The organism is Brevundimonas sp. LPMIX5 (assembly GCF_003576505.1).
Lineage (GTDB): Bacteria > Pseudomonadota > Alphaproteobacteria > Caulobacterales > Caulobacteraceae > Brevundimonas > Brevundimonas naejangsanensis.
In genome coordinates, this window is record NZ_QWTZ01000006.1 from 51,525 (window position 1) to 76,215 (window position 24,691).

The window sequence follows — 24,691 nt, forward strand, 5'->3', positions numbered from 1 at the left end:
AATCACCGAAGTAACAGTCTTCCCTTTCGCTGCGGTTCGGCCGCTACTGGCGAAAGACAGAGGATGACCGCATGACCGCTGCCAAAGCCGCCAACGACCTCGATCCGTTCTGGATGCCGTTCACGGCGAACCGCGCCTTCAAGGCGCAGCCGCGCCTGTTCGCCTCGGCCAAGGACATGCATTACTTCACGCCGGACGGTCGTGCGGTGATGGACGGCGCCGCCGGCCTGTGGTGCGTCAACGCCGGCCACGCCCGCCGGCCGATCGTCGAGGCCATCCAGCGTCAGGCCGAGGTTCTCGACTACGCCCCGACCTTCCAGCTGGGCCATCCGTTGGCGTTCGAGCTGGCGTCGCGTCTGGGCATGCTGCTGCCGGGCGACCTGAACCACGTCTTCTTCGCCGGTTCGGGGTCCGAGGCGGTGGACAGCGCCCTGAAGATCGCCCTCGCCTATCAGCGCGCCAGAGGGTTCGAGAACCGCACCCGCCTGATCGGCCGCCAGAAGGGCTACCACGGCGTCGGCTTCGGCGGCATTTCCGTGGGTGGATTGGAGAATAACAGGCGCGGCTTTCTCACCCTGCCCGGCGTCGATCACCTACCCCACACGCTGAATCTCGAGGAAGCCGCCTTCACGCGCGGCCAGCCGAGCTGGGGCCTGCACCTGGCCGATGAGCTGGAGGTTCTGATCGAGGCCCACGGCGCCGAGACCATCGCCGCCGTCATCGTCGAGCCCATGTCCGGTTCGGCCGGGGTGATCGTGCCGCCGCTTGGCTATCTGGAGCGTCTGCGCGAGATCACGGCGCAGCACGGCATCCTGCTGATCTTTGACGAGGTCATCACCGGCTTCGGCCGTCTGGGCGCCCTGACGGCGGCCGAGGCCCTGGGCGTCACGCCCGACCTGATGACCTGCGCCAAGGGGCTGACCAACGGCGCCGTGCCGATGGGCGCTGTCGGCGTCAGCGCCGCCGTCTATCAGGCCGTGGTCGAGGGCGCGGCCGGGCCGGGCATCGAGTTCTTCCACGGCTACACCTATTCCGGCCACCCGCTGGCGGCGGCGGCCGGGCTGGCGACGCTGGACGTCTATGAGAACGAAGGCCTGTTCCAGCGCGCGGCCGAACTGACGCCCTACTGGCAGGACGCCGTGCACAGTCTGAAAGGGCTGCCGCATGTCATCGACATCCGCGACATGGGTCTGGTCGCGGGAATTGAGCTTGAACCCCGTCCCGGCGCGCCCGGCGCCCGCGCCACGGAAGCCTTCCACCGCGCCTTCGATGACGGAATTCTAGTAAGGGTTACAGCAGATGTCATCGCGCTGTCGCCTCCTTTGATTATCAGCCGCGACCAGATCGACGAGTTGATCGATCGCCTTTCCAGCATCATCAAAACCATAAGTTAGAATAACAATGGTATTGAGGGGGACGATATGAACAAATATATCTTGGCATCTTCTGTCAGTTTACTGACAATAGCTGCTTTCTCCAACGCCAATGCTCAGAGCAACGCTCGCTCGGGAGAGCAGGCGACGCGCGTCGATGAGATCATCGTCACCGCCCAGCGCCGCGAACAGGCCAGCCAGGACGTCGGCGTATCGCTCAGCGTCATCGGCGGCGAACAGCTCGATGAGAAGGGCATCTCGGTCGTCAACGATCTTGAGAACGCCGTCCCCAACATGGAGGTCGACAGCCAGTTCGGCGGCGGTCAGCCCCAGTTCCGCATCCGCGGCATCGGCGCGCGCGAATACTCGTCGAACAACGCTTCGACCGTCGGCATCTATGTCGATGAAGTGGCCCACCCCTACACCGTGACCACGCAGGGCGCGATGTTCGACATCGCCCGTCTGGAAGTCCTGCGCGGACCGCAGGGCACCCTGTACGGCCGCAACACCACCGGCGGCGCCGTCAATATCATCACCAACGCCCCGACCGCCGATTTCCAGGCCGGTTTCAACGCCGAATACGGCACGTTCGACCGCTATAAGGTCGAGGGCTATGTCTCGGGCCAGATCGCCCCGACCCTGCTGGGCCGTCTGGCCGCCGTCACCGAGCAGGGCGGCGCCTGGCAATACCACCGCGACACCGGCGAAAAGCTGGGCGACCTGAACAAGACCGCCATTCGCGGCCGCCTGACCTGGGACGTCAGCGAGACGGTCACCGCCGACCTGGCCGCCACCTATTCGATCGACAAGTCCGACGGGCGCGGCTTCCGCCTGCTGGGCCCGTACAAGGTCGCCAACGGCAGCGTCACCTATCCCAAAGACACCGCCTGGCGCATCACCGGCTGGGGCATTTCCCAGCGCCTGGCCGATGTGGCGGGCGTCTCCACCGACGCCAAACCGTTTAGGGACAACGACGGTTTCGACCTCAGCGCCCGCATCAAGGCCGATCTCGGCTGGGCGGACCTGACGTCCATCACCGCCTACCAGACCTTCTCCCGCAAGGAGTACAACGACTGGGACGGCACGCGCTTCCAGGAGTCTGATGTCTACTTTTACAATGACATCAATGTCTTCGCTCAGGAACTACGCCTGAGCTCGACCAGCGACGGCCCTCTGCAGTGGATGATCGGCGCCCACTACGCAAATGAGAGTATCGACGGGGGCTTTTACACCGAGTTCCGGGGGTCCACCCCGCCCGACTTCCTGTCCAGCCTGATCAACACGGCTTACGATCAAGGCGTCAAGGCTTTCGGCATCTTCACGCACAACTCCTATCAGGTGAACGAGCGGCTGAACCTGATCGCGGGCCTGCGTTGGGAGACGGAAACGCGAAGCCTGACGAGTTTCGGCACCGTCGTGGCGCCTGCGGCCCCGCCGCCGCCGGTGACCTACGACACCGATCTGAACGAGGTCTCGGGCCGCCTGGGTCTGGAATACGCGTTGACGGATGACGCCCTGTTCTACGCCAGCGTCGCCCGAGGCGTTAAATCGGGGGGCTTCACGACCTACAACGCGACCTCGGCCACGCCGTTCAAGCCGGAAATCGTCATCGCCTATGAAGCCGGGATCAAGTCCGATCTGTTCGATCGTCGCCTGCGGTTGAACGGCGCCCTGTTCTACTACGACTACAAGGACCAGCAGGTTCAAGGGATTGAGTTCAGCCGCGAAACCGGCCGCCTCGGCAAGATCACCAACGTGCCCAAATCTCACATCTGGGGCGGCGAGGTGGAACTGGTATGGGCGCCGATCAATGGTCTGACCATCACCCAGAACGTCGGATACAAATCCGGCAAATATGACGAGTATTTCGCCATTGATTCCGCCGCGACCGTCGCAGCCAACCCCGAAAACGGCCCCTGGGACATCATCATCGCCAATGACCGCTCGGGTGAGCGCCTAGGCTTCCCCAAGATGAACTATGGCGGGTCGGTCGGCTATGACTGGGATATGGCAGGCTGGGAGTTGCGCGCTGAGACCAACTACAACTATCGCGACGAACTTTATTCGGTCAGCTCGGCCTCGATCATCGACGCCTATTGGCTGTGGAACGCCAACTTCAGCGTTTCACCGGCCGGCGCCAACTGGCGGGCGGGCCTGTGGGTGCGCAACATGTTCAACACCTACTACGAAGAGACCCGCAACGGCTTCAACAGCTCATCGCGGCCGACCACCTCGCCCAGCCAGGGCCGCACCTATGGCGTGCGGCTGTCGATGGACTTCTAAGGCTCCCTCCCAAGCAAGACGGGCCGGTTCCGCCGGCCCGCCTTGCGCCTTTTGCTGATGGTATGATGGCTTATTCCGCCCCCCGCCTTGATCGTCGCGCCCTGCTCACGGGTTTGGTCGTCGCGCCCGCCGTGCTGAGTTTCGGCCGGGCGCAGGCGGGCGGCGCCTATCTGTTTCCGCTGGGCGTCGCCAGCGGCGACCCAGCTCCGGACGGCTTCGTCATCTGGACCCGGCTTGCCGCCGATCCCCTCGCCGCCGATGGGCTGGGCGGCCTGTCCGCAAACATTCCGGTGCGCTGGGAAGTCGCTGCCGACGACCAGTTCCGCCGCATCGTCGCCGCCGGGGATGTGACCGCCTCAAGCGACGCCGCCCACAGCGTCCATGTCGAGATCGCGGGCCTCGCCCCCGGCCGCCCCTACTGGTATCGCTTCACCGCCGAGGGCCAGCAGAGTCCGACCGGCCGCGCCCTGACCACGCCCGCTCCGAACGCCGCCGCCGACCGCCTGCGTCTGGCCGTCGCCTCCTGCTCGCACTGGGAGCGCGGCTATTTCAGCGCCTATGGCCATATGGCCGACGAACAGCCTGACCTGACCCTGTTCCTGGGCGACTACATCTATGAATACAGCCTGGGGCCGGATCGCGCCGATCAGGTGGTGCGTCCCTACAACCTCGAAGAAGCGACGACGCTGGCCGGCTATCGCAACCGCTACGCCCTGCATCGCACCGACGCGAACCTTCAGCGTCTGCACGCCGTCGCCCCCTGCGTCGCCATCTGGGACGACCATGAGGTTCAGGACGACTATTCCGGCGTCTGGTCCAAGGTTTCCGGCGTCGCGCCCAGCGATTTCCTGCAACGCCGCGCCGCCGCCTATCAGGCCTTCTACGAGGCCATGCCCATCCGCCGCACGCGCCTGAGCGCCGCCTTGCAGATGCCGATCTATCGTCGCGTCCGCTATGGCAGGCTGGCCGAGTTCTTCATGCTGGATGGACGCCAGTATCGCTCGAAACAGCCGTGCAGCGACGGCGAGAACGGCGGCAAGGGCCAGATCGTCACCGACGCGACCTGCACCGACCGGCTGGACCCGTCACGCACCTTCCTCGGCTTCGAGCAGGAGCGCTGGCTGTATGATGGCCTGGCCCGCGCTGAGGCGCGCTGGAACATCCTCGGCCAGAATCTGGTGATGGCAGGCCTGCGTCTGGCCCGCAGCCCGGCCGAGGAAAACCGCTACTGGACCGACACCTGGGATGGTTTCCCCGCCGCGCGCGACCGCCTGACCTCCGCCCTGTCCGAGCTGAAGCCGTCCAACCCTGTGGTGCTCAGCGGCGACTACCACTCCTTCTGGACCAATGACGTTAAGCTGGACAGCCGCGACCCGTCCTCGGCCACCGTGGCGACCGAGTTCGTCGGCACCTCCATCACCTCGACCGGCCCCAGCTACGACGGGCTGATGGCCGTCATGCCCAATAATCCGCAGGTGAAGTTCTTCGACAGCCGCCCGCGCGGCTATATGTCGATCGACGTGCGCCCCGACCGCATGGATACGCGCTATCAGGTCATCAGCGACGTCCGCGATCCCAAGGCCAGCCTGTCGACCCTGAAATCCTGGACCGTTGAATCGGGCCGCCCCGGCGCCGTCGCCGCATGATCCCCGCCACTCGGAGTTCTTCCATGATCACCCCGCGCCTTGCGTCCTCTCTCATCGCGATGAGCCTCGCTCTCGCCCTGGGCGGTTGCGCCGGCGCGGTTTCGACGCAGACGGCGGCGGCCGTCGCCCCGGCCGCGCCCGTGACCTTATGGGAAGGCTTTCGCGACCACCCGCACGGCTATCTGACGGCTGAGAACACGCCCAACGCCGCCAACTTCCTGCCGCCGCCGCCCGAGGAAGGCTCCCTGCGCGAACAGGCCGACATCGCCGCCTATCGCGCCATGCGGTCGCTGGAAGGCTCCGAGCGCTGGGCCATCGCCCGCGCCGACAATGAGATCGAGACGCCCGGCGCCCCGCGCGCCTTCGACTGCGCCCTTGGCTTCAAGTTCGAGCCGGAACAGATGCCGACCCTGACCCTGCTGATGGGCAAGATGCTGGGCGATCTGGAGATGATCCAGACCCCGGCCAAGAAGGGCTATTTCCGCAAACGCCCCTTCGTGGTCGAGCCTCTGCCGACCTGTATCGCGCCCGAGACATGGCTGGCGGCCAGCGGCTCCTATCCGTCGGGCCACTCGGCGCTGGGCTGGGCCTGGTCGCTGGTGCTGGCCGAACTGGCGCCCGACCGCGCCGACGCCATCCTGCGGCGCGGACTGGCCTATGGCGAAAGCCGCGCAGTGTGCGGCGTCCACTATGTCAGCGACGTCGAGGCGGGCCGCATCGTCGGCGCGACCATCGTCACCCGTCTGAAGGCCGATCCGGGGTTCCAGACCGACTTCGCCCGCGCGAAGGAGGAGTTCGACGCCGCCCGCGCCGCCGCGACCGAAAGCACCGCCGCCTGCCCCGCCTCGCTGTCTCGCCAGCCCTGGTGAGGCGCGCTTAATCGATGGCGTGAGTGCAAATCCATGACGTAGGCTGACGCAGATCGGCCACGTCGCAAGGGGGGAGATCGAGGGAAGGTGACGAAGACAGGGGCGACACGCGTCGCGACAGCATCCCGACGGCGCGGCCGGAACGGCGGGCTTCGGCCCGGCCTGATCACGCTCGTGCTGTCGCTGGCCCTGTGCCTCGTCTGGGGCCTGACGGCGCCGCAGGTTCAAGCCCAGCCCGCACGTGACCGCCTGATCCTCGGCCTCCCGCTGGAGCCGCCGAACCTCGATCCGACCTCGGGCGCGGCGGCGGCGGTGGATGAAGTCGTCTACGCCAACCTCTTCGAGGGCCTGACCAAGCTGACCCAGAACGGCGCCGTCGCCCCATCGTTGGCCGAGTCGTGGGAGGCCGCCCCCGACGGCCTCACCTGGACCTTCCATCTGCGGCGCGGCGTGACCTTCTCCGACGGCTCGCCGTTCGACGCCGCCGTCGCCAAATTCTCTCTCGACCGCATCACCGCCAAAGACTCGACCAACGCCCAGAAGGCCCTGTTCGCGCCGATCCGCAATGTCGAGGTCGTCGACCCGGCGACCCTACGCATCCACCTGTCGCGGCCGATGGCGACCCTGCCCTACGTTCTGGCCTGGGGCGATGCAGTCATGGTCTCGCCCAAGAGCGCCGCGACCAACGCCGTCACCCCCATCGGCACCGGCCCGTTCAAGCTGCAGAGCTGGCAGCGCGGCAGTCAGCTGACCCTGATCCGCCGCGACGGCTACTGGGGGCCTGCGCCTCGCCTGAACACTGTCGTCTTCCGCTTCATCAGCGACCCGACCGCCGCCTTCGCCGCCGTAAGCGCCGGCGACGTGGACGCCTTCCCCAACTATCCCGCGCCCGAAAACGTGGCCCAGTTCCAGCGCGACCCGCGCTTCCGCGTCGTCGTCGGCGCCTCCGAAGGCAAGGTCATTCTGGGGATCAACAACACCAAGGCGCCGTTCAATGACGTGCGGGTGCGCCGCGCCCTGTCCTACGCCATCGACCGGGACGCCCTGATACAGGGCGCCATGTTCGGCTTCGGCCAGCCGATCGGCAGCCACTATTCGCGTCAGGCGCCGGGCTATGTCGACCTGACCGAGCTGTCCCCCCACGATCCGGCCAAGGCCCGCGCCCTGCTGGCTGAGGCGGGCTATCCCAACGGCATCGACGTGACGCTGCGCCTGCCGCCCCGCCCCTATGCGCGGCGCAGCGGCGAGGTGCTGATCTCGCAACTGGCCGAGGCGGGCATCCGCGCGAAGATCGAAAATCTGGAATGGGCCCAGTGGCTGGACCAGGTGTTCAAGCGCCGCCAGTTCGACCTGACCATCGTCGAGCACGTCGAGCCGATGGATTACGACATCTATGGCCGCAAGGACTACTATTTCGGCTACGACAGCCCCGCCTTCGACGCCCTGCTGGCTCAGGTCAACGCCGCCCCCGACGAGCCGACGCGCAACCGCCTGCTGGGCGATCTGCAACGCCGCATCGCCGATGACGCGGTCAACGGCTTCCTGTTCCAGTCCTCGCGCATCGGCGTGTGGAAGGCGGACGTCAACGGCCTATGGATCAACGGCCCCATCGCCGCCAACGACGTCACCGGCGCCTACTGGACCGGCGCGGGCGCAGCGGGCGCCGCGACCGCCGAGCGCACCGGCGGCGCCCTCCCCTGGGGCTGGATCAGCCTGCTCGCGGGCGCCGCGCTCCTCGCCTTCGTCGCCTGGCGCTTCGGCGCCGCCTGGCTGCTGAAGAAGCTGGGCGGCCACGCGCTGACTCTGTTGGCGGCGACCGTGGTCATCTTCCTGCTGCTGCAGGTCGTGCCCGGCGATCCGGCCAGCTATATGATGGGGCTGAACGCCAGCCCGGAATCCATCGCCGCCCTGCGCCAGCAGATGGGCCTCGAAGGCTCAGGCCTTGAGCGCTATTTCGCCTGGCTCGGCGACCTGCTGACCGGAAAGTTCGGGACCAGCTACACCTATCAGGTGCCGGTCGGCGGCCTGATCGCGGAACGTCTGGCCGTGTCCGCGCCGCTGGCCCTGATGGCCACCGTCCTGTCGCTGCTGGTCGCCCTGCCCATCGGCGTCACCGCCGCCAGCCGCCGGGGAACCGCCGTCGACACCGGCCTGATCGGCGTCACGCAGGTCGGCGTCGCCCTGCCCAACTTCTGGATCGCCATGCTGCTGATCCTGCTGTTCTCGGTGAACCTGGGCTGGTTCTCGGCGGGCGGTTTCCCCGGTTGGAACAGCGGCTTCTGGCCCGCCTTCAAGGCCCTGATCCTGCCCGCCGTAGCGCTGGCCGCGCCGCAGGCCGCCATTCTGGCGCGCGTGCTGAGAACCGCCCTGCTCGACACCATGAACGAGGACTATGTCCGCACCGCCCGCGCCAAGGGGCTGTCGGTCAATCAGGCTCTGTGGCGACACGCGCTGCGCAACGCCTGGATCCCGGTCCTGACCATCCTTGGCCTGCAATTCCCCTTCCTGCTGGCGGGCGGCATCATCATCGAGAACGTCTTCTCCCTGCCCGGCTTGGGCCGACTGGTCTTCCAGGCCATCACCCAGCGCGACCTGATCGTGGTGCAGAGCGTGGTGGTGGTTCTGGTCTTCGCCGTGGTTCTGGTCAGCTTCCTGATCGACCTCGCCTATCTGTTCGCTGATCCGCGCCTGAGGGGACGCCGCGCATGACCGACGCCCCCGCCATCACCGCCCCCGCCAAACCCCGCGTGCGCTGGCCTCTGTCGTTGATCGTCGGCGCAGGCCTGACCGCCGTCGTGCTGGCGACCGCCCTGCTGGCGTTGGTCTGGACGCCCTATGACGTGGAGGCGGTGGACATCGCCGCCAAGCTGATCGCCCCCTCCGCCGCCCACTGGATGGGCACGGACCACTTCGGCCGCGATGTGCTGTCGATGATCATGGCGGGGGCGCAGAACTCCCTCGTCGTGGCCTTCGTCGCCGTCGGCATCGGCGTCGCAATCGGCACGCCCCTAGGCCTGACCGCAGCGGCGCGCGGCGGCTGGGTCGACGAATTGGTCATGCGCGGCAACGACCTGATCTTCGCCTTCCCCGCCCTGCTGCTGGCCGTGATGATCACCGCCGTCATGGGGCCGGGCGCGATCAACGCCGTCATCGCCATCGGCGTCTTCAACATCCCCGTCTTCACCCGCGTGGCGCGCGGCGCGGCGCAGGGCCTGTGGACCCGCGAATACGTCCTGGCCGCCCGCACGGCGGGCAAGTCCAAGGCCCTGATCTCGCTCCAGCACATCCTGCCCAATCTGATGAGCCTGCTGGTCGTGCAGGCCGCGATCCAGTTCGCCGTCGGCATCGTCGCCGAGGCGGGCCTGTCCTACGTCGGCCTGGGGGCCCAGCCGCCCGCGCCCAGCTGGGGCCGGATGCTGGCCGAGGCCCAGACCATGATCGGCTTCGCGCCGTGGCTGGCCGTCATGCCGGGGCTGGCCATCTTCGTGACCGTGCTGGGCCTCAGCCTGACTGGCGACGGCCTGCGCGATCTGTTCGACCCGCGCGTGCGGCGGGAGCGTTGACCATGACCGTCCTCGACATCCGCGACCTCAGCCTGTCGATCGGCCAGACCCCGATCCTGAAGAACGTCAGCCTGTCCGTCGCCCCCGGCGAAATCCTCGGCCTGGTCGGCGAGAGCGGCTCGGGCAAGTCAATGACGGCGCTGGCCGTGCTGGGCCTGACGCCGCCGCGTGCGACCCTGACCGGCGAGATCCGCCTGAACGGTCAGGTCGTCTCGAACGCCCCCGACGCCGTGATGCAGCAGGTGCGCGGCCGCGACGTGGGCATTATCTTTCAGGAGCCGATGACGGCCCTGAACCCCGTCATGACCATCGGCGATCAGGTCGCCGAGACGGTGCGCCTGCACAAGAAGACCTCGCGCAAGGAGGCCCTCGCCGTCGCCCGCGCCGTGCTGGACCGGGTCGGCCTGCCCGCCGAACGCTTCCCTCTGACCCGTTATCCGCACGAGCTGTCGGGCGGCCAGAGACAGCGCGTCGCCATCGCCATCGCCATCGCCCTGACGCCCAAACTGCTGATCGCGGACGAGGCGACGACGGCGCTGGACGTGACGACGCAGGCTCAGGTGCTGGACCTGCTGAAGCGGCTGGTGCGCGAGGACGGCATGGGTCTGATCCTCATCACCCACGACCTCGCCGTCGTGGCCGAAACCGCCGACCGGCTGGCGGTCATGAAGGACGGCGAACTGGTCGAGGAGGCGCCCGTCGACCGCATCCGCACCGGCATGGCGCATCCCTATTCCCAGCGCCTGCTGGCCAACGCCACCCACGCCCCGACCCGTCACAGCGTCCCGCAGGCCGACGCCGCCCCCGTGCTTCAGGTCGAGGGAGTGGTGCGCGAATACGGCGGCGCGCCCGCCCTGTTCGGCAAGGCCAAGGCTTTCCGCGCCGTCGATCAGGTCAGCCTGTCGATCCAGCCGGGCGAGAGCGTCGGCCTCGTCGGCGAAAGCGGCTGCGGCAAGTCCACCCTGCTGCGCGCCATCCTCGCGCTGGAGCCCCCGCAGGCGGGCCGCGTCCGGGTCAAGGGCCGCGACATCACCGCCGCGCGCGGCGCCGCCCTGAAGGCCATCCGCCGCGACATTCAGGTGGTGTTCCAGGACCCCTACGGCAGCTTTGATCCGCGCTGGAAGGTCAGCGATCTGGTGTCCGAAAACTTCCACCTGCTGGACGCCCGCCCCAGCCCCGCCGAGGCCCGTCGTCGCGTCGATGAAATGCTGGAGCGCGTGGGCCTGAATAGCGCCGCCGCCGACCGTTATCCGCACGAGTTCTCGGGCGGCCAGCGCCAGCGCATCGCCATCGCCCGCGCCCTGATCACCGAGCCGTCGGTCATCTGTCTGGACGAGGCGGTCTCGGCGCTAGACGTCTCGGTGCGGGCGCAGGTGCTGGACCTGCTGGCCGACCTGTCGGACCGGCTGGGCCTGTCCTACCTCTTCGTCACCCACGACCTCAGCGTCGTGCGCACGGTGACGGATCGCCTGCTGGTCATGCAGGCCGGAAAGATCGTCGAACAGGGCGAGACGGCCGCCGTCTTCGCCGCGCCATCGCATCCCTATACGCAGAAACTTCTGGCGGCGACGCCGGATCTGGTCCGCAATCACGCTCTGGAAAAGGAAACCGTCGGATGAACCGCAGAACCGTCCTCGGCTCGGCCCTGATCGGCGCCGCAGCCTCCGCAGCAGGAGCCGCCAGCGCCAAACCCGCCGCGCAGTCCGCCGCCCGCGCCTCGGGCCGCACCGGACCGCTCAACCTCATCACCGACGTCGAGGGCCTCAAGGTCGGTCAGGCGCATGACGCAAGCGTCCGCACCGGCGTCACCGTCATTATGGCCGAAAAGCCCGCCACGGCCGCCGTGGACCTGCGCGGCGGCGGCCCCGCCGGGCGCGAGACCGACGTGCTGCGCCCTGAAAATCTGGTGCAGGAGGTGGACGCCATCATCCTGTCGGGCGGGTCGGTCTATGGCCTCGGCTCGGCCGATAGCGTCGCCGCATGGATGGGGATGCGCGGGCGCGGCTACGGCATGGGCGGGGCGCCGGGCGTGCCCCCCTCGCCCATCATCCCGACCGCCTGCCTCTATGATCTGGCCAACGGCGGGAACAAGCAGTGGGAGATGGAGCCGCCCTATCGCCGCCTGTCGGTTCAGGCGCTGGAGGCCGCCAGCGACCGCTTCGATCTGGGTACAGCGGGCGCGGGCTATGGCGCCGAGGCCGGCGCGCTGAAGGGCGGCATCGGCTCGGCATCGGCCGTCATGGCCTCGGGCTGGACGGTCGGCGCCATCGTGGCGGTCAACAGCGTCGGCTCGGTCGTGGCGCCGGGCGGCAAGAGCTTCTGGGCCGCCCCCTATGAAATCGGCGACGAATTCGGCGGCCTCGGCTCGTCCGGCCTGCACGCCTCGGCCGAGGACTGGGGCCTGTCCAAGTTCCGCCCTCAACCGCGCGAGAACACCACCATCGCCTGCATCGCCACCGACGTGGCCCTGACCCGCGTTGAGCTTCAGCGCGTGGCCATCATGGCGCAGGACGGCATGGCTCGCGCCATCCGCCCGGCCCATGCGCCCTTCGACGGCGACACCCTGTTCAGCCTGTCGACCGGCAAGAAGATCATCGAGGACCCCGCCGCCCGCCAGGTCGCGGTGGCGCAACTGGGCAACGTCGCCGCCGATGTGCTGGCCCGCGCCGTGGCGCGCGGCGTCTATCACGCCACCAACTATGACGGCGTCACCGGCAGGACCTGGCGCGAGATGGCCTGACCCCCTCCCGCCGGGAGAGGGTCTTGATCAGCCGCCGGTTTAGCGGACGCCCAGCGCCAGGGCGTCCGGACGGCGGGTGTCGGCGGCGCCAAGGAAGCGGTCGCCATCAACCAGAATGGATTGGGTGCTGCCCATCGTCATGGACGGACGCACCGTGTGGCCGCGCTCGCGCAACAGCCGCTCCACGTCGGGCGAGAAGCCGCCTTCCAGCTCCAGCGGGCTGTCGCCGCCGCCCTGATTCAGGCGCGGACGCATGGCGGCCTCGGCCACGTTCAACTGGTGGTCGATGACGTTGGAGACCAGTTGCACCATCGTAGCGATGATATAGCCGCCGCCCGGCGTGCCGGTGACCAGCCACGGCTTGTCGTCCTTGAACACGATCATCGGCGTGATGGTCGAGCCCAGACGCTTGCCCGGCGCGGGCGAGTTCGGCTGCCCCTGCGTGCCCCAGTAGAAGTTGTCCAGGTGGTTGTTCAGCAGGATGCCCGTCCCAACCGGCGCGACGTGGGCGCCGTAGGAGTTCGACAGCGTATAGGTGTTCGACACCGCATTGCCGTAGGCGTCGGCCACCGAATAGTGCGTCGTGTCCTTGCTCTCGAACGGATAGGGATTGCCTTCCGGCACATCCTCGGCCTTCAGCGTCTTGTCCAGCGAGATCAGTTTGACGCGCTCGGCGGCGAATTCCTTGCTCGCCAGGCCCTTGGCCGGGGTCGTCCACTGCGGCGCCCCGCCGATCAGGTTGCGGTCGGACGAGGTGATCTTCATCGCCTCGGAGATCAGGTGCAGGCTGTCGACGCTGCCCCATCCCATCGCGCGCAGGTCGAAATGCTCCAGCAGGTTCAGCGCCTCGGCGACGCTGACGCCCGAGGCCGTCGGCGGCATGAAGGAGATGCGGTGGCCGCGATAACTGCCCCAGATCGGCTCTGACACGTCGGCGCGATAGGCCGCCATGTCTTCCATCGTGATGACGCCGCCATGCGCCTGAATCCCGGCCACGATCTGACGCGCCAGTTCGCCCTTGTAGAACTCGTCCGCGCCGCCGCGCGCCAGTTTGCGCAGGCTCTCGGCCAGCAGGGGCTGACGGAAGACCTCCCCCGCCCGATAGACTGAACCGTCAGCCTTCAGATAGGCCTCGCGCGCGCCCGGATCGGTCGCCAGAACGCGGGCGCGGCCGCCCGTGGCGTCGGCCTCGCCGTCGGACAGGACATAGCCTTCCTCCGCCAGGGCGATGGCAGGAGCCACCAGATCCGCCCACGGCATGGAGCCGAAACGCTGGTGCGCTTCCCACAGGCCCATAACGGTGCCCGGCACCGCCACATTGCGGAAGCCCGACGGCTTGGAGCGGTCGAACCGGCCGTCCGGTCCCAGCAGCAGGTCAGGCGTCGTCGCCGCCGGGGCCGTGCCGTAATAGTTGATGGCGATGTCCTGGGCCGGACGATCCTGCGTGGCCGCCATATGCACGACCATATAGCCTGAGCCGCCGATGTTGCCTGCGCGCGGCAGGGTCACCGCCTCGGCGAAGGCCACGGCGATGGCCGAGTCCACGGCGTTGCCGCCTTGGCGCAGGATATCGACGCCAACGCGGGTCGCCGGGTCGCTCTGGCTGACCACCATGCCGCCGCGTCCCACGACAGGGCTGTGAATCTGGCCGTAGTTGACGATGTCGCCGCCGCTGCCGGTGGTCGGCCGAACCTGGACCGCCGCCTCCTGGGCCATCCCCGGCGCAGCCAGCAACATCAGGGCCGCCGCCGAAACAGCCGTCGCCGACTTCATCAAACCCAAACGCATACAGAAATCCCCGCCTCAAGCCCGTGCGTCGCGAAAGGCTGAAGCGCCCGCCACGCTTTCCCGCAGGACAATATTATCAAGAACCATAGCGATAGCATTGCTCAAAACAGTAGTTCAAGGACGAGCTTGAGTGATTATCGCGCTCATTATTTGGGATATCAGCAATATTTTTTCAGCTAAGGTTGACGCGCCGCAGTGTGGCCGCTTCAAGTCCGGACTGAGGCGAACTCTCCGCGCCGCGCCAGGTTTTTCGATTCGTCGGGGCGGCGCGCGCGGGAGTCGGCCTCATTCGACATACAGATCAGTCAGCGATGCGACGCCTGCTTCAGACAGGAGCGCAGAACGATGACCACAACGGGGATGACTACTTCATGAGCACTGTCTTGGCGCGCCGCACCATGCGAACGGCCCTACTGGCCACCACGGCCTTGTTCGGCGCAACCGCCGCCTTCGCCCAGGAGGCGCAGGACGAGGTCACTCAGGTCGACGAGATCGTCGTCGTCGGCTCGCAGATCCGCGGCTCCAAGGTGACGGCCGCCCTGCCGGTGACCGTCGTCAGCGAAGACGACATCGTCGCCGCCGCTCCGGCATCGGGCGACGACCTGTTCCGCTCCATCCCGCAAATGGGCGATGTGACCTTCAACTCGTCCTACCTGCCCTACACCTCGAACGCGGCGCGCGGCGACACCGGCTCGGTGAACCTGCGCAGCCTGGGCATCGGCAACACCCTGGTGCTGCTGAACGGCCGTCGCGTCGTCGGCCACCCGACGTCGCAGGCCAATGAGCATCTGGTGCCGGTCCTGACCTACAACACCAACGCCATTCCGGTGTCGGGCCTGAAGCGCATGGAAGTCCTGCGCGACGGCGCCGCCGCCATTTACGGCGCCGACGCCGTGGCGGGCGTGGTCAACACCGTCCTGCGCGACGACATGGACGGCCTGACCATCTCGACCCAGTACGGCGGCGCCGAAGGCACCGGCATGCGCGAGCTGAACCTGTCGATCTATGGCGGCAAGGACATTCAGGACGGTCGCGGCAACATCTCGGCCTTCTTCAACTACGACCACCGCGACGAGCTGAACACGCTCGATCAGGACTACACCGCCTCCAACGACCTGACGTCGCTGTTCGCCGGCACGGGCTTTGAGAACAACAGCAGCCTGATCGGCACCTCGCCGCTGACGCCCTGGGGCCGCTTCACCGTCAACGGCTCCGGCGCGACGATCAACGGCAGGGCCTACAGCGCCTTCACCGTCCTGCCGGGAACGCACAACGACTGCGTCACCGCCATCGGCGACGGCCTGTGCGTCATGAGCGGCGCCAACCTGCCGTCGGACCTTAACGCCGACATGGCCAAGCTGGGCCTGACGGTCATGCCCGAGGTTGACCGTTTCAACCTGTTCGTCACCGGCAAATACCAGATCAACGACGCCGTCGAGGCCTTCGGCGAGTTGGGCGGCTACTATGCCGAATCCCAAGCCTGGCAGGAGCCGATCGCAACGGCCTCGGCTGTGCCCTTCATCATCCCCGGCACGAACTACTACAACCCGCTGGACGGCAATCAGAACCTGACCCTGACCGGCTATCGGTTCATGGACATGGGCCCGATCAGCGTCAATGTGGTCAACAAGCAGTACCGCATCCTGGGCGGCCTGCGCGGCGACTGGAACGGCTGGAACTGGGAAACCGCCCTGACCTGGTCGGAAGCTTCGGCCAAGGACGTGTCGGACAACATTTCCGCCACCAAGCTGCAGGAGTGGGCCGCCAAGTCGACCCCGGACGCCTACAACTTCTTCAACGGCGGCTCGCTGACCAACCCCACGGTCGGTGACGACACCCTGTCGAACCAGGCGGCCCTGGACGGCATCCGCGTGGACATGGTCCGCAAGACCAAGACCGAACTGGGCATGTGGGACTTCCGCATCTCGCGTCCGGACGTCTATCAGCTGCCCGCTGGTCCCGTCGGCGTCGCCGCCGGCATCGAGCTGCGCACCGAGACCCAGCTGGACGACCGCGACAGCCGCGTCGACGGCACGATCCGCTTCACCAACCTGCTGGGCGTCCAGTCTTCGGACCTGATCAACCAGTCGGAGAACCCGGACACCTACGGCGAACGCGACGTCTTCTCGGCCTATGTCGAGCTCGCCGCCCCGCTGATTTCGCCGGAAATGGGCGTGCCGCTGGTCCACAACCTGGAAGTCCAGCTCGCCGGTCGCTTCGAGGAGTATTCGGACTTCGGTTCGGTCGCCAAGCCCAAGTTCGCTGCGGCCTGGGACATCGTCGACGGCTTCCGTATCCGCGGCTCGTGGGCGCAAGGCTTCCGCGCTCCGAACCTGGAGCAGATGAACGCCACCGTCATCACCCGCTCGAACAACAGCAACGACTGGATCTATTGCGAGGCCCTGCGCGTTCAGGGCGGCCTCAAGACCGCCACGGGCGCGATCGACAACACCCTGCGCGGCTGCGGCGCCTCGATGAGCTCCAGGGTCGCGGACGAGTTCAAGGCGAACTTCAGCCAGACCCACGCCCGCAAATCGACGCAGGAGCGCCGCTCGGGCAACCCGGACCTGGCCCCGGAAGAGTCCGAAACCGTCTCGCTTGGCTTCGTCATCCAGCCGCGCTTCATCCCGGCTGAGTTCGGCGACTTCACCTTCACCGCTGACTGGTGGCAGGTGAAGCAGGAAGGCATGGTGGGCCTGTTCCGCGGTCAGAACGCTCTGACGCTGGACTACCTGCTGCGCAAGCAGGGCTCGTTCAACGAGAACGTCGTCCGCGCCGATCCGACCGCCGCCGACATCGCCCTCTTCGCAGGCTCGGGCCTCGAGGCGGCGGGCGAAGTTCTCTACATCAAGGACGCCTATACCAACCAGCAGCCTCAGACGGTCGAAGGCCTGGACCTGGGCGTGATGTGGCGTCTGCGCGGCACCCAGTACGGCGACTTCAACGTCAACCTGAACGTCTCGCATCTGATCAAATACTATCTGGACATGGCGCCGGACACCAAGATGCTGGCCGACGCCCAGGCTTCGGGTCAGCTGGACGAGGCCATCTTCCTGTCGGGTTCGTTCGGCGACATGATCGCCGACTTCGGTCGCCCGGAATGGAAGTGGTCGCTGTCGGCGACGTGGCGCAAGGACGACTGGACGGTCGGCGCCTTCACCCAGTACATCTCGTCGCTGTATGACGACGGCCTGACCAACTCGGCGGGCGATTACTGGACGGTGGACTCCACCATCACCGCCAACCTCTATGCGGAATACGCCTTCGACGGTTCGCGCTTCAGCGAGGCGCTGGCCGACTCGGCCGTTCGCGTCGGCGTGCGCAACATCACCGACGAACAGCCCCCGCTGGCCAGCGGCGGTTATGTCGGCACGGTGTACCAGCCCTACGGGCGCTACTGGTACGCCAGCTTCCGCAAGTCCTTCTGATCAGTCTCTGACTGATTTCGGGGCGGTTGGCGGCGACGCCTTCCGCCCCTTCTTCTTTCCTGTTCCCGGAGTTCCCATGAAGCCCGTTTCGATGCGCGTCCTCGCCCTAGCCGCCGCGATGACCAGCCTGCCTCTGGCTCCCGCCGTCGCCGCTGAACTGTCGCCGCAGGCCAGAGCCCAGATCACCTCCACCGTCGATCGCAACCAGGCCGCCCTGGACCACGCCGCGCTGGAGATCTGGAAGTTCGCCGAGCTGGGCTATCAGGAGACCCAGAGCACCGCCCTGCTGCAGGATCAGCTGCGCGACGCGGGCTTCGCCATCACCGCCGGCATCGCCAATGAGCCGACCGCCTTCCTGGCCAGCTTCAAGAACGGCGCAGGTCCGGTGATCGCCGTCCTGGCCGAATACGACGCCCTGCCCGGTCTGTCGCAGACCCTCAGCCCGATCCAGGAATCCGCAGGCGGCCATGCGGGCCACGGCTGCGGCCACAACCTGTTCGGCGCCGCCTCGATCCACGCCGCCATCGCGGTCAAGGACTGGATGGTCGCTAACAACATCAAGGGCGAACTGCGCGTCTACGGCACCCCGGCCGAAGAAGGCGGCTCTGGCAAGGTCTATATGGTCCGCGACGGCCTGTTCGACGACGTCGACGTGTCGCTGCACTGGCACCCCGGCAATGTGAACTCGGCCCGTCAGGGCGACACGATGGCCAACGTCTCGGGCAAGTTCCGCTTCTACGGCACGGCGTCCCACGCCGCCGCCGCGCCCGACAAGGGCCGCTCGGCGCTCGATGGGGTCGAGGCCCTGAACTACATGGTCAACATGATGCGCGAGCACGTGCCGGACCGCACCCGCATCCACTACGCCATCACCGACGGCGGCAAGGCGCCCAACGTCGTCCCGGCCTATGCCGAGGCCTATTACTACGTGCGCCACAACAACCCCGAGATCGTCCGCGACGTACTGGAGCGGGTGAAGCTGGCGGCTGACGGCGCCGCCCTGGGCACTGGCACCCGCGTCGAGTTCGAGGCCATCGGCGGCGTCTATTCCATGCTGCCCAATCAGGCCCTGATGACGGTCATGGACCGCAACCTGCGCCATGTCGGCGGCATCACCTGGACGGCAGAGGAAACCGCCCTGGCGACCGAAATCCAGAAAACCCTGACCTCCAAGCCGGACCTGGCCAGCGTCGGTCAGATCGAGGACGCCGTGATCGGCGGCGACTTCGGCGGCTCCACCGACGTGTCGGACGTGTCGTGGGTCACGCCTACGGTCGGCCTGTCGACGGCGACCTTCGTGCCGGGTTCGGCCGGTCACTCGTGGCAGAACGTGGTGGCGGCGGGCACGACCATCGGCCTGAAGGGCGCCCATCTGGCCGCCAAGACCCTGGCCCTGACCACGGCCGAACTGTTCCAGAGCCCGGACACCATCGCCGCCGCCAAGGCCGAGTTCGAACAGCGTCGCGGCCCGAACTTCGAATACCGCGCCCTGCTGGGCGACCGCGCCCCGGCGCTGAACTACCGCGACTGATCCGGCTCGGCCGCCGTCCCCGCGGGCGGCGGCCGACGCTCCCGCGTCGCCTGTTCATAGGCATGGCCCAGAGACAGGATGCGGGCGTCGTCCCACTTGCCGCCAATGAAGCTGAGGCCGATCGGCATCCCCCGATCAAACCCCATCGGCACCGTCAGGTGCGGATAGCCCGCCACGGCCGCCAGCCGGCTGGCGGAGCCCTGCGACCGATCATCGTCGTTGGGATCATTGGTCCAGGCCCGCGACGTGGTCGGGGCGATCAGAGCGACCACGCCGTGCTCGCGCATCATGCGGTCGATTCCATCCGGCCCCGCCGCCTGGAAGGCCTTGGCCCGCACCTCGAGATAGGTTGGGTCGTCCAGGCCCGCGGTCGCTTCGGCCATCTCGAAGAACTCCTGTCCGAACAGTTCCGTCTCGCGCGGTTCGGCGGCGTTGAAGGCGATCACCTCGGCCAGGGTGCGCGTCCTGACCTGGGCCGGGTCGGTCGAGGCCAGATAGGCGTTCAGGCCGTGCTTCAGCTCGGTCAGCATGCCGGTCAGTTCCCAGCTGCCGATGGCCTGCATATTAGGCCCCTCGCCGATCTCGACCACCTCGGCGCCTGCGGCCTGCAGAGCCTCCACGGCCCGGTCGAACTCCGCGCGCGCCTCGGTCGAGTAGGCGGGCAAGAGGAAGCCCATGACCCCGAGCCGCGCGCCGCGCAGGCTGCCAGCGTCCAGGGCCGCGCGATAGTCGACCTTTCGCGCATCCGCCTCGGCCGTCGCCGGATCCTCGGGATCGGACCCGGCCATGACGGTCAGGACGATGGCCGCGTCCTCCACCGTCGTGGCGAAGGGGCCCGGCGTGTCCTGGGAATGGCTGATGGGGATGACGTGGGTGCGGCTGACCAGGCCCACCGTCGGCTTGAAGCCGACCACGCCGTTGACCGAGGCCGGGCAGACGATGGAGCCGTCTGTCTCGGTGCCGATGGCTACCGGCGCCAGGCCGATGGCGACCGCCACGGCGCTGCCTGAGGACGAGCCGCACGGCGTCCGCTCCGGATCATAGGGATTGCGCGTCTGGCCGCCGACGGCGCTCCAGCCGCTGATGGACCGCGACGAACGGATGTTGGCCCATTCCGACAGATTGGCCTTGCCCAGGATGACGGCGCCGGCCTCCCGCAACCGCGCCACGATGGGAGCGTCGCGGCCGGGCGCATTATCGGCCAGGGCCAGCGAGCCGGCCGTGGTCGGCATGTCGCGCGTCTCGATGTTGTCCTTGAGCAGGACCAGCACGCCCTGCATTTGAGCGTCGTTTCCGTCTCGCATCCTCATGACTTCTGGCGATGACCATCGGAGCACGCTTCGATAGCGCTCATCCATTGTCTGCAGCATTCCGACGAACGACGCCGCAGAGGTCGCCCTCTCTCGGCAGACCTCGACGTCTGCTCCATCCGGAATGGAGCGTCCGCGCGCGGCGGCGGCGCGACGAATTTCAGCTTGCTCGGCAGGAGCCATCTGGCTGAGCAATCGGCAGCCCGACTGGCTTGACGTCGCCTGTGCGGCTGCCGGGGTTACAAACCCGCAATAGAGAGCTCCGGCAGCCGCCGCCGCGATCAATCGGCCTTTACGGGCGCCCGCGTGCCGATCGTGCGGTCCAGGAAGTCGAGGTAGGTGCGCCATAGGTGAAGCTGCCTGTCGTTGCCGCGCACGCCGTGACGCTGACCCGGATAGAGCATGGTCTCGAACGGAATGCTCTTTTCCTGCAGCGCGTTCAGCACCCGCGTGGTGTTCTCGAAGATGACGTTGTCGTCGGCCATGCCGTGCAGCAGCAGCAGACGCCCGGTCAGGTTGTCCAGACGGCCCAGCACATCTGACGCGGCGTAGCCCTCCACATTGCCCTGCGGCGTCGACATATAGCGCTCGGTATAGGCCGTGTCGTACAGGCTCCACTCCGTCGGCGGCGCCCCCGCCAGCGCCGCCGCCAGCCCCATCTTAGGCTCCGTCAGCGCCATCAGGCTCATGAACCCGCCGTAGGACCAGCCCATCATGGCGATGCGGCTGTCGTCGACGTAGGGCAGCGAGCGCAGGTGGTCGGCGCCGATGACCTGATCCTCGATCTCGGGCTGGCCCATCTTCAGATACAGGGCCTGTTTGAAGGCGGCCGAGCGGTCGCCTTCGCCCCGGTTGTCCAGACGGAAGACGATATAGCCCGCTTCGGTGAGCAACTGGTTCGTCGCCCCCTGCCAGGCGTTCTTCACCCCGCCCGCCGACGGGCCGCCATAGACCTGCATAACGACCGGATACTGCTTCGACGGATCAAAGCCCGGCGGCGTGGTCATCTGCCAGACCAGGGTCTCGCCGTGGCTCTGCAGCGTGCCGAAGGTCGGCTTCTGCTGGCGCTCGGCATAGGGCCAGAAGGGGTGGCCGGGCTGGAGTTTGTTCTCCTCGATCCAGCGCACGCGCTGGCCGTTGATGGAATACAGCGCCGACTGCGCCGGGGTGTTCACGTCGCTGTAGTTGCCGACATAGGCCGTGCCGGTGCCGTTGACCGTGGCGCTCCACCAGCCGCCGCGCGGCGTGACCTCAGTGGGGTTCAGCGTCCGCTTATAGCTGGCGCGGAACAGCTGCTGCTCGATCGGATATTCCCTGCCGTCGCGCATGGAGGCGGTGAAGAAGGCCTCGCCCGTCTCCTGATTGACGCCCGCCAGCGACTTGACCGGATAGTCGCCGCGCGTGATCGCGCGCAGGCGGCGTCCGTCCTTGGCGTAGAGGTACAGGTGACGCCACCCGCTCTCCTCGCTGGACCAGATGAAGTTCCCGTCCTTCAGCGCCTTGAAGTCATGGGTGACGTTGACCCACGCGTTCGAGGTCTGGCTGGCGATCACGCGGCTGGCGCCCGTGGCCGGATCGACGCTGAGCAGGTCCAGCCGCTTCTGGTCCCGCGACAGGCGCTGGACATAGGCGACCGAGCCGTCCGCCGCCCAGTTCACCCGACCCAGGTAGATGTCGTGATCGGCGCCCAGATCGACCTTGACCCGCTGGCCGCTCTGCACGTCCTGCACATAAAGCTCAATCACGGCGTTGGGCCGTCCGGCGCGGGGGTAGCGCTGCTGAGCGACCGAGGCGCCGCCGCCGGTGATGTCCAGACGCGGAATGACGTCGACGGTGCTCTCGTCCGTGCGCTGCAGGGCGATGTAGCGCTCGTCCGGGCTCCACCAGTAACCGGTGTCGCGGTCCAACTCTTCCTGGGCGATGAACTCGGCCGCGGCCCAGGTGATCAGGTCCTTGCCGTCGGTAGTGATCGCCTGTTCGGCGCCCGTCTCAAGGTTGATCAGGAACAGGTTCTGATCGCGCACGAAGCTGACGAAAGCGCCCTTGGGCGAGACCTTGGCGTCGATCTCGTCGGCCGCCGTCTCCGTCAGACGCCGCACGGAGCCGTCGGCTCGGTTGGCCAGGAAGACGTCGCCTTCCAGCGGCGCCAGAATGTAGCGGCCCTGTTCGTCCCACGAGTATTCGACCACGCCGCGCTGGGAAATCCGCATCCGCTCGCGCCGCGCCTTCTCGGCCTCGGACAGTTCGCCCGCATCGGGGACCAGGGCGCGGGCGTCGATCAGCTTGAACGGCTCGCCGCCCTCCACCGGCGCGGCCCACAGGTCCAGCACGTCCACATCATCCTCGCGCGAGCGCAGGAAGGCGACCAGTTCGCCGTCAGGCGACAGGCTGACGCCCCGCGCCACCGGCCCGGCCAGCGACGGATTGGCGAACACCCGCTCGACCGTCAGGATCGAGGACACCGGCGCCGTGGCGGCGGGCGGCGTGGCAGGTTGCTGAGCGAAGGCCGGCGTCGCAGCCATCAGGATGGTCGAGGCGAGAAGAAGTGTGCGCATGGCGGCGAAGCTAGAGCCGGAATCCTCCGTCGTCATCCCTTCTTTCGCCCGCCCCCTGTTCATGACGGAAGGAGGCTCGCCCCAATCGGCCAGCCTGCCCTGCCGCCTGTTCTAGACTGCGCTCCGGCCAGGGAAGAAGCGACCGCCCGACGCAGGGGATTTCAGACGGTTCAGACGAATTGGACTCTCTTTTTCCTTCTCCCCTTGAGGGAGAAGGTGGCAGGCGGGGCCTGACGGATGAGGGGTGCGAGGAAGCAGGCGAGCGACTTCCGGGCAGGCCTCGCGCCGACACCCCTCATCCGGCCCTGGCGGGCCACCTTCTCCCTCAAGGGGAGAAGGATCTTTACGCACTGTCGCTCCTGGCTGCCTGAGCGCCTTCTTCCTCAAGCGACAGAAGGATCGCCGCAGCACTCTTTCGCAATCGCCCGCGACCGCCTAGGTAGTCGCCATGTCTGACGCCTCCCTCGCCGCGCCGCCCGTCAAGGCCAGTCCGTTCCATGAGTTGGAAGTCCTGTGGGTCCGCCACTGGAACGACCAGCTGTTCAGCTTCGGCGTGAAACGGCCCGAGGATTTCCGCTTCCGCTCGGGCGAGTTCGTGATGATCGGCCTGCCGGGCGAAGACGGCGGCAAACCCGTGCTGCGCGCCTATTCGATCGCCAGCCCCTTCTGGGCCGAGGAGCTGGAGTTCTTCTCCATCAAGGTCCAGGACGGCCCCCTGACCTCGCGCCTGCAGAAGATCGTCGCGGGCGACAGCGTTCTGATGGGCAAGAAGCCGACCGGCACCCTGGTGCTGGACGCCCTGACCGGCGGCGAGCGTCTGTGGCTGATCGGCACCGGCACGGGCCTGGCGCCCTGGCTGTCGGTTGCGCGCGATCCGGAAACCTATTCGCGCTTCAAGCAGGTCATCGTCTGCCACACGGTGCGCAATGTCGCCGACCTGGCCTATCGCGACTTCTTCAGCCACGAGATCCACGACGACCCGCTGATCGGCGACGAGGCCAAGGCCCAGCTGACCTATTATCCGACGGTGACGCGCGAACGGTTCGAGACGCCGGGCCGCATCACCGACCGCATCAAGTCGGGCGATCTGTTCGCCGACCTGCAACTGCCCATCGGCTTTTCGCCCAACAGCGACCGCGTCATGCTGTGCGGCTCGATGGCCATGATCAAGGAGACCGGCGAACTGCTGGAATCCTACGGCCTGAAAGAAGGCTCGAACGCCGAACCCGGCGACTATGTTCTGGAGCGCGCCTTTGTCGGCTGACCTGATGACCTCTCCCCGCACCGTCGCCATTGACGAGCGCAAGGCCCCTGAAGATTGCGTCACCATGGTCGATGTGCGTCAGGGGGTGGATGCGCTAGACCGCGCTCTGGTGACCCTGCTGGCCGAGCGTCAGCGCTATATGGACGCCGCCGCCCGCATCAAGCCGAACCGCGACGCCGTCTTCGATCAGGCCCGCATCGACGACGTGGTGGCCAAGGTGCTGAAGGCGGCCGAACCCGCCGGCCTGTCGCCCGACATCGCCGAGCCAGTCTGGCGCCTGCTCATCGACCGCTGCATCGCCCACGAGTTCGGAACCTGGGACCAGACGCGGGCCTAGCCTC

General features: G+C 67.3%; 15 protein-coding genes. 12 read left to right on the forward strand and 3 right to left on the reverse strand.

Annotated elements, in window-relative coordinates; all coding sequences use genetic code 11:
* Positions 1-71 precede the first annotated feature (71 nt).
* From D1604_RS08035 to D1604_RS08070, 8 genes are all read left to right on the forward strand, one after another.
* Positions 72-1,394 (forward strand): aspartate aminotransferase family protein, encoded by a 1,323-nt coding sequence (locus D1604_RS08035; protein WP_119412873.1) that lies wholly within the window; start codon positions 72-74, stop codon positions 1,392-1,394.
* 27 nt (positions 1,395-1,421) lie between these two features.
* Positions 1,422-3,656 (forward strand): TonB-dependent receptor, encoded by a 2,235-nt coding sequence (locus D1604_RS08040; RefSeq protein WP_119412874.1) that lies wholly within the window; start codon positions 1,422-1,424, stop codon positions 3,654-3,656.
* Positions 3,657-3,721: 65 nt separating this feature from the next.
* Positions 3,722-5,302, forward strand: coding sequence for an alkaline phosphatase D family protein (locus tag D1604_RS08045; RefSeq protein ID WP_233551959.1), 1,581 nt, complete (start codon positions 3,722-3,724; stop codon positions 5,300-5,302).
* A 23-nt stretch (positions 5,303-5,325) separates the two neighbouring features.
* Entirely contained in the window at positions 5,326-6,171 is an 846-nt protein-coding gene (locus D1604_RS08050) for an acid phosphatase (protein ID WP_233551960.1), read from the forward strand.
* A gap of 87 nt (positions 6,172-6,258) precedes the next feature.
* Complete coding sequence (locus D1604_RS08055; RefSeq protein ID WP_233551961.1) at positions 6,259-8,880, forward strand: ABC transporter substrate-binding protein; 2,622 nt, start codon at positions 6,259-6,261, stop codon at positions 8,878-8,880.
* On the forward strand, positions 8,877-9,734 hold the full coding sequence (locus tag D1604_RS08060; protein WP_119412878.1) for an ABC transporter permease: 858 nt from the start codon (positions 8,877-8,879) through the stop codon (positions 9,732-9,734). The genes D1604_RS08055 and D1604_RS08060 overlap by 4 nt, the downstream gene beginning before the upstream one ends.
* Before the next feature lie 2 nt (positions 9,735-9,736).
* The gene (locus D1604_RS08065; protein ID WP_119412879.1) at positions 9,737-11,353 is read left to right on the forward strand and encodes an ABC transporter ATP-binding protein; all 1,617 of its coding nucleotides are present in this window, start codon (positions 9,737-9,739) and stop codon (positions 11,351-11,353) included.
* Positions 11,350-12,474, forward strand: coding sequence for a P1 family peptidase (locus tag D1604_RS08070; RefSeq protein WP_119412880.1), 1,125 nt, complete (start codon positions 11,350-11,352; stop codon positions 12,472-12,474). Before D1604_RS08065 ends, D1604_RS08070 begins: the two co-directional genes overlap by 4 nt.
* Before the next feature lie 39 nt (positions 12,475-12,513).
* Here D1604_RS08070 and ggt read toward each other — a convergent pair whose 3' ends face one another.
* Complete coding sequence (gene ggt, locus D1604_RS08075; RefSeq protein WP_119412881.1) at positions 12,514-14,262, reverse strand: gamma-glutamyltransferase; 1,749 nt, start codon at positions 14,260-14,262, stop codon at positions 12,514-12,516.
* A 371-nt stretch (positions 14,263-14,633) separates the two neighbouring features.
* Here ggt and D1604_RS08080 point away from each other — a divergent pair, with 371 nt between their 5' ends.
* Together D1604_RS08080 and D1604_RS08085 are read left to right on the forward strand one after the other, a co-directional pair.
* Positions 14,634-17,690 carry a TonB-dependent receptor plug domain-containing protein gene (locus D1604_RS08080; protein ID WP_024353232.1) on the forward strand — a complete coding sequence of 1,019 codons (3,057 nt, stop codon included), beginning with the start codon at positions 14,634-14,636 and terminating at the stop codon, positions 17,688-17,690.
* 76 nt (positions 17,691-17,766) lie between these two features.
* Positions 17,767-19,221: an amidohydrolase gene (locus tag D1604_RS08085; RefSeq protein WP_024353233.1), complete on the forward strand. Its 1,455-nt coding sequence runs from the start codon at positions 17,767-17,769 to the stop codon at positions 19,219-19,221.
* Here D1604_RS08085 and D1604_RS08090 read toward each other — a convergent pair.
* Both D1604_RS08090 and D1604_RS08095 read right to left on the reverse strand, forming a co-directional pair.
* Positions 19,209-20,591 carry an amidase gene (locus D1604_RS08090; protein ID WP_119412882.1) on the reverse strand — a complete coding sequence of 461 codons (1,383 nt, stop codon included), beginning with the start codon at positions 20,589-20,591 and terminating at the stop codon, positions 19,209-19,211. The two genes, D1604_RS08085 and D1604_RS08090, sit on opposite strands and share 13 nt — an antisense overlap.
* A gap of 221 nt (positions 20,592-20,812) precedes the next feature.
* On the reverse strand, positions 20,813-23,086 hold the full coding sequence (locus tag D1604_RS08095; RefSeq protein ID WP_119412883.1) for a S9 family peptidase: 2,274 nt from the start codon (positions 23,084-23,086) through the stop codon (positions 20,813-20,815).
* Positions 23,087-23,534: 448 nt separating this feature from the next.
* Between D1604_RS08095 and D1604_RS08100 the strand changes: the two genes are divergently transcribed.
* Both D1604_RS08100 and D1604_RS08105 read left to right on the forward strand, forming a co-directional pair.
* Positions 23,535-24,350 carry a ferredoxin--NADP reductase gene (locus D1604_RS08100; protein ID WP_119412884.1) on the forward strand — a complete coding sequence of 272 codons (816 nt, stop codon included), beginning with the start codon at positions 23,535-23,537 and terminating at the stop codon, positions 24,348-24,350.
* Between the two features lie 4 nt (positions 24,351-24,354).
* Positions 24,355-24,687 (forward strand): chorismate mutase, encoded by a 333-nt coding sequence (locus D1604_RS08105; RefSeq protein ID WP_024353237.1) that lies wholly within the window; start codon positions 24,355-24,357, stop codon positions 24,685-24,687.
* Positions 24,688-24,691 lie beyond the last annotated feature (4 nt).

Excerpts from the sequence above, each read along its gene's own strand:
- D1604_RS08035 (WP_119412873.1), top strand. The coding sequence starts at position 72 with ATGACCGCTGCCAAAGCCGCCAACGACCTCGATCCGTTCTGGATGCCG.
- D1604_RS08040 (WP_119412874.1), top strand. The coding sequence starts at position 1,422 with ATGAACAAATATATCTTGGCATCTTCTGTCAGTTTACTGACAATAGCT.
- D1604_RS08045 (WP_233551959.1), top strand. The coding sequence starts at position 3,722 with ATGGCTTATTCCGCCCCCCGCCTTGATCGTCGCGCCCTGCTCACGGGT.
- D1604_RS08050 (WP_233551960.1), top strand. The coding sequence starts at position 5,326 with ATGATCACCCCGCGCCTTGCGTCCTCTCTCATCGCGATGAGCCTCGCT.
- D1604_RS08060 (WP_119412878.1), top strand. The coding sequence starts at position 8,877 with ATGACCGACGCCCCCGCCATCACCGCCCCCGCCAAACCCCGCGTGCGC.
- D1604_RS08065 (WP_119412879.1), top strand. The coding sequence starts at position 9,737 with ATGACCGTCCTCGACATCCGCGACCTCAGCCTGTCGATCGGCCAGACC.
- D1604_RS08070 (WP_119412880.1), top strand. The coding sequence starts at position 11,350 with ATGAACCGCAGAACCGTCCTCGGCTCGGCCCTGATCGGCGCCGCAGCC.
- ggt (WP_119412881.1), bottom strand. The coding sequence starts at position 14,262 with ATGCGTTTGGGTTTGATGAAGTCGGCGACGGCTGTTTCGGCGGCGGCC.
- D1604_RS08080 (WP_024353232.1), top strand. The coding sequence starts at position 14,634 with ATGAGCACTGTCTTGGCGCGCCGCACCATGCGAACGGCCCTACTGGCC.
- D1604_RS08085 (WP_024353233.1), top strand. The coding sequence starts at position 17,767 with ATGAAGCCCGTTTCGATGCGCGTCCTCGCCCTAGCCGCCGCGATGACC.
- D1604_RS08090 (WP_119412882.1), bottom strand. The coding sequence starts at position 20,591 with ATGCTGCAGACAATGGATGAGCGCTATCGAAGCGTGCTCCGATGGTCA.
- D1604_RS08095 (WP_119412883.1), bottom strand. The coding sequence starts at position 23,086 with ATGCGCACACTTCTTCTCGCCTCGACCATCCTGATGGCTGCGACGCCG.
- D1604_RS08100 (WP_119412884.1), top strand. The coding sequence starts at position 23,535 with ATGTCTGACGCCTCCCTCGCCGCGCCGCCCGTCAAGGCCAGTCCGTTC.
- D1604_RS08105 (WP_024353237.1), top strand. The coding sequence starts at position 24,355 with ATGACCTCTCCCCGCACCGTCGCCATTGACGAGCGCAAGGCCCCTGAA.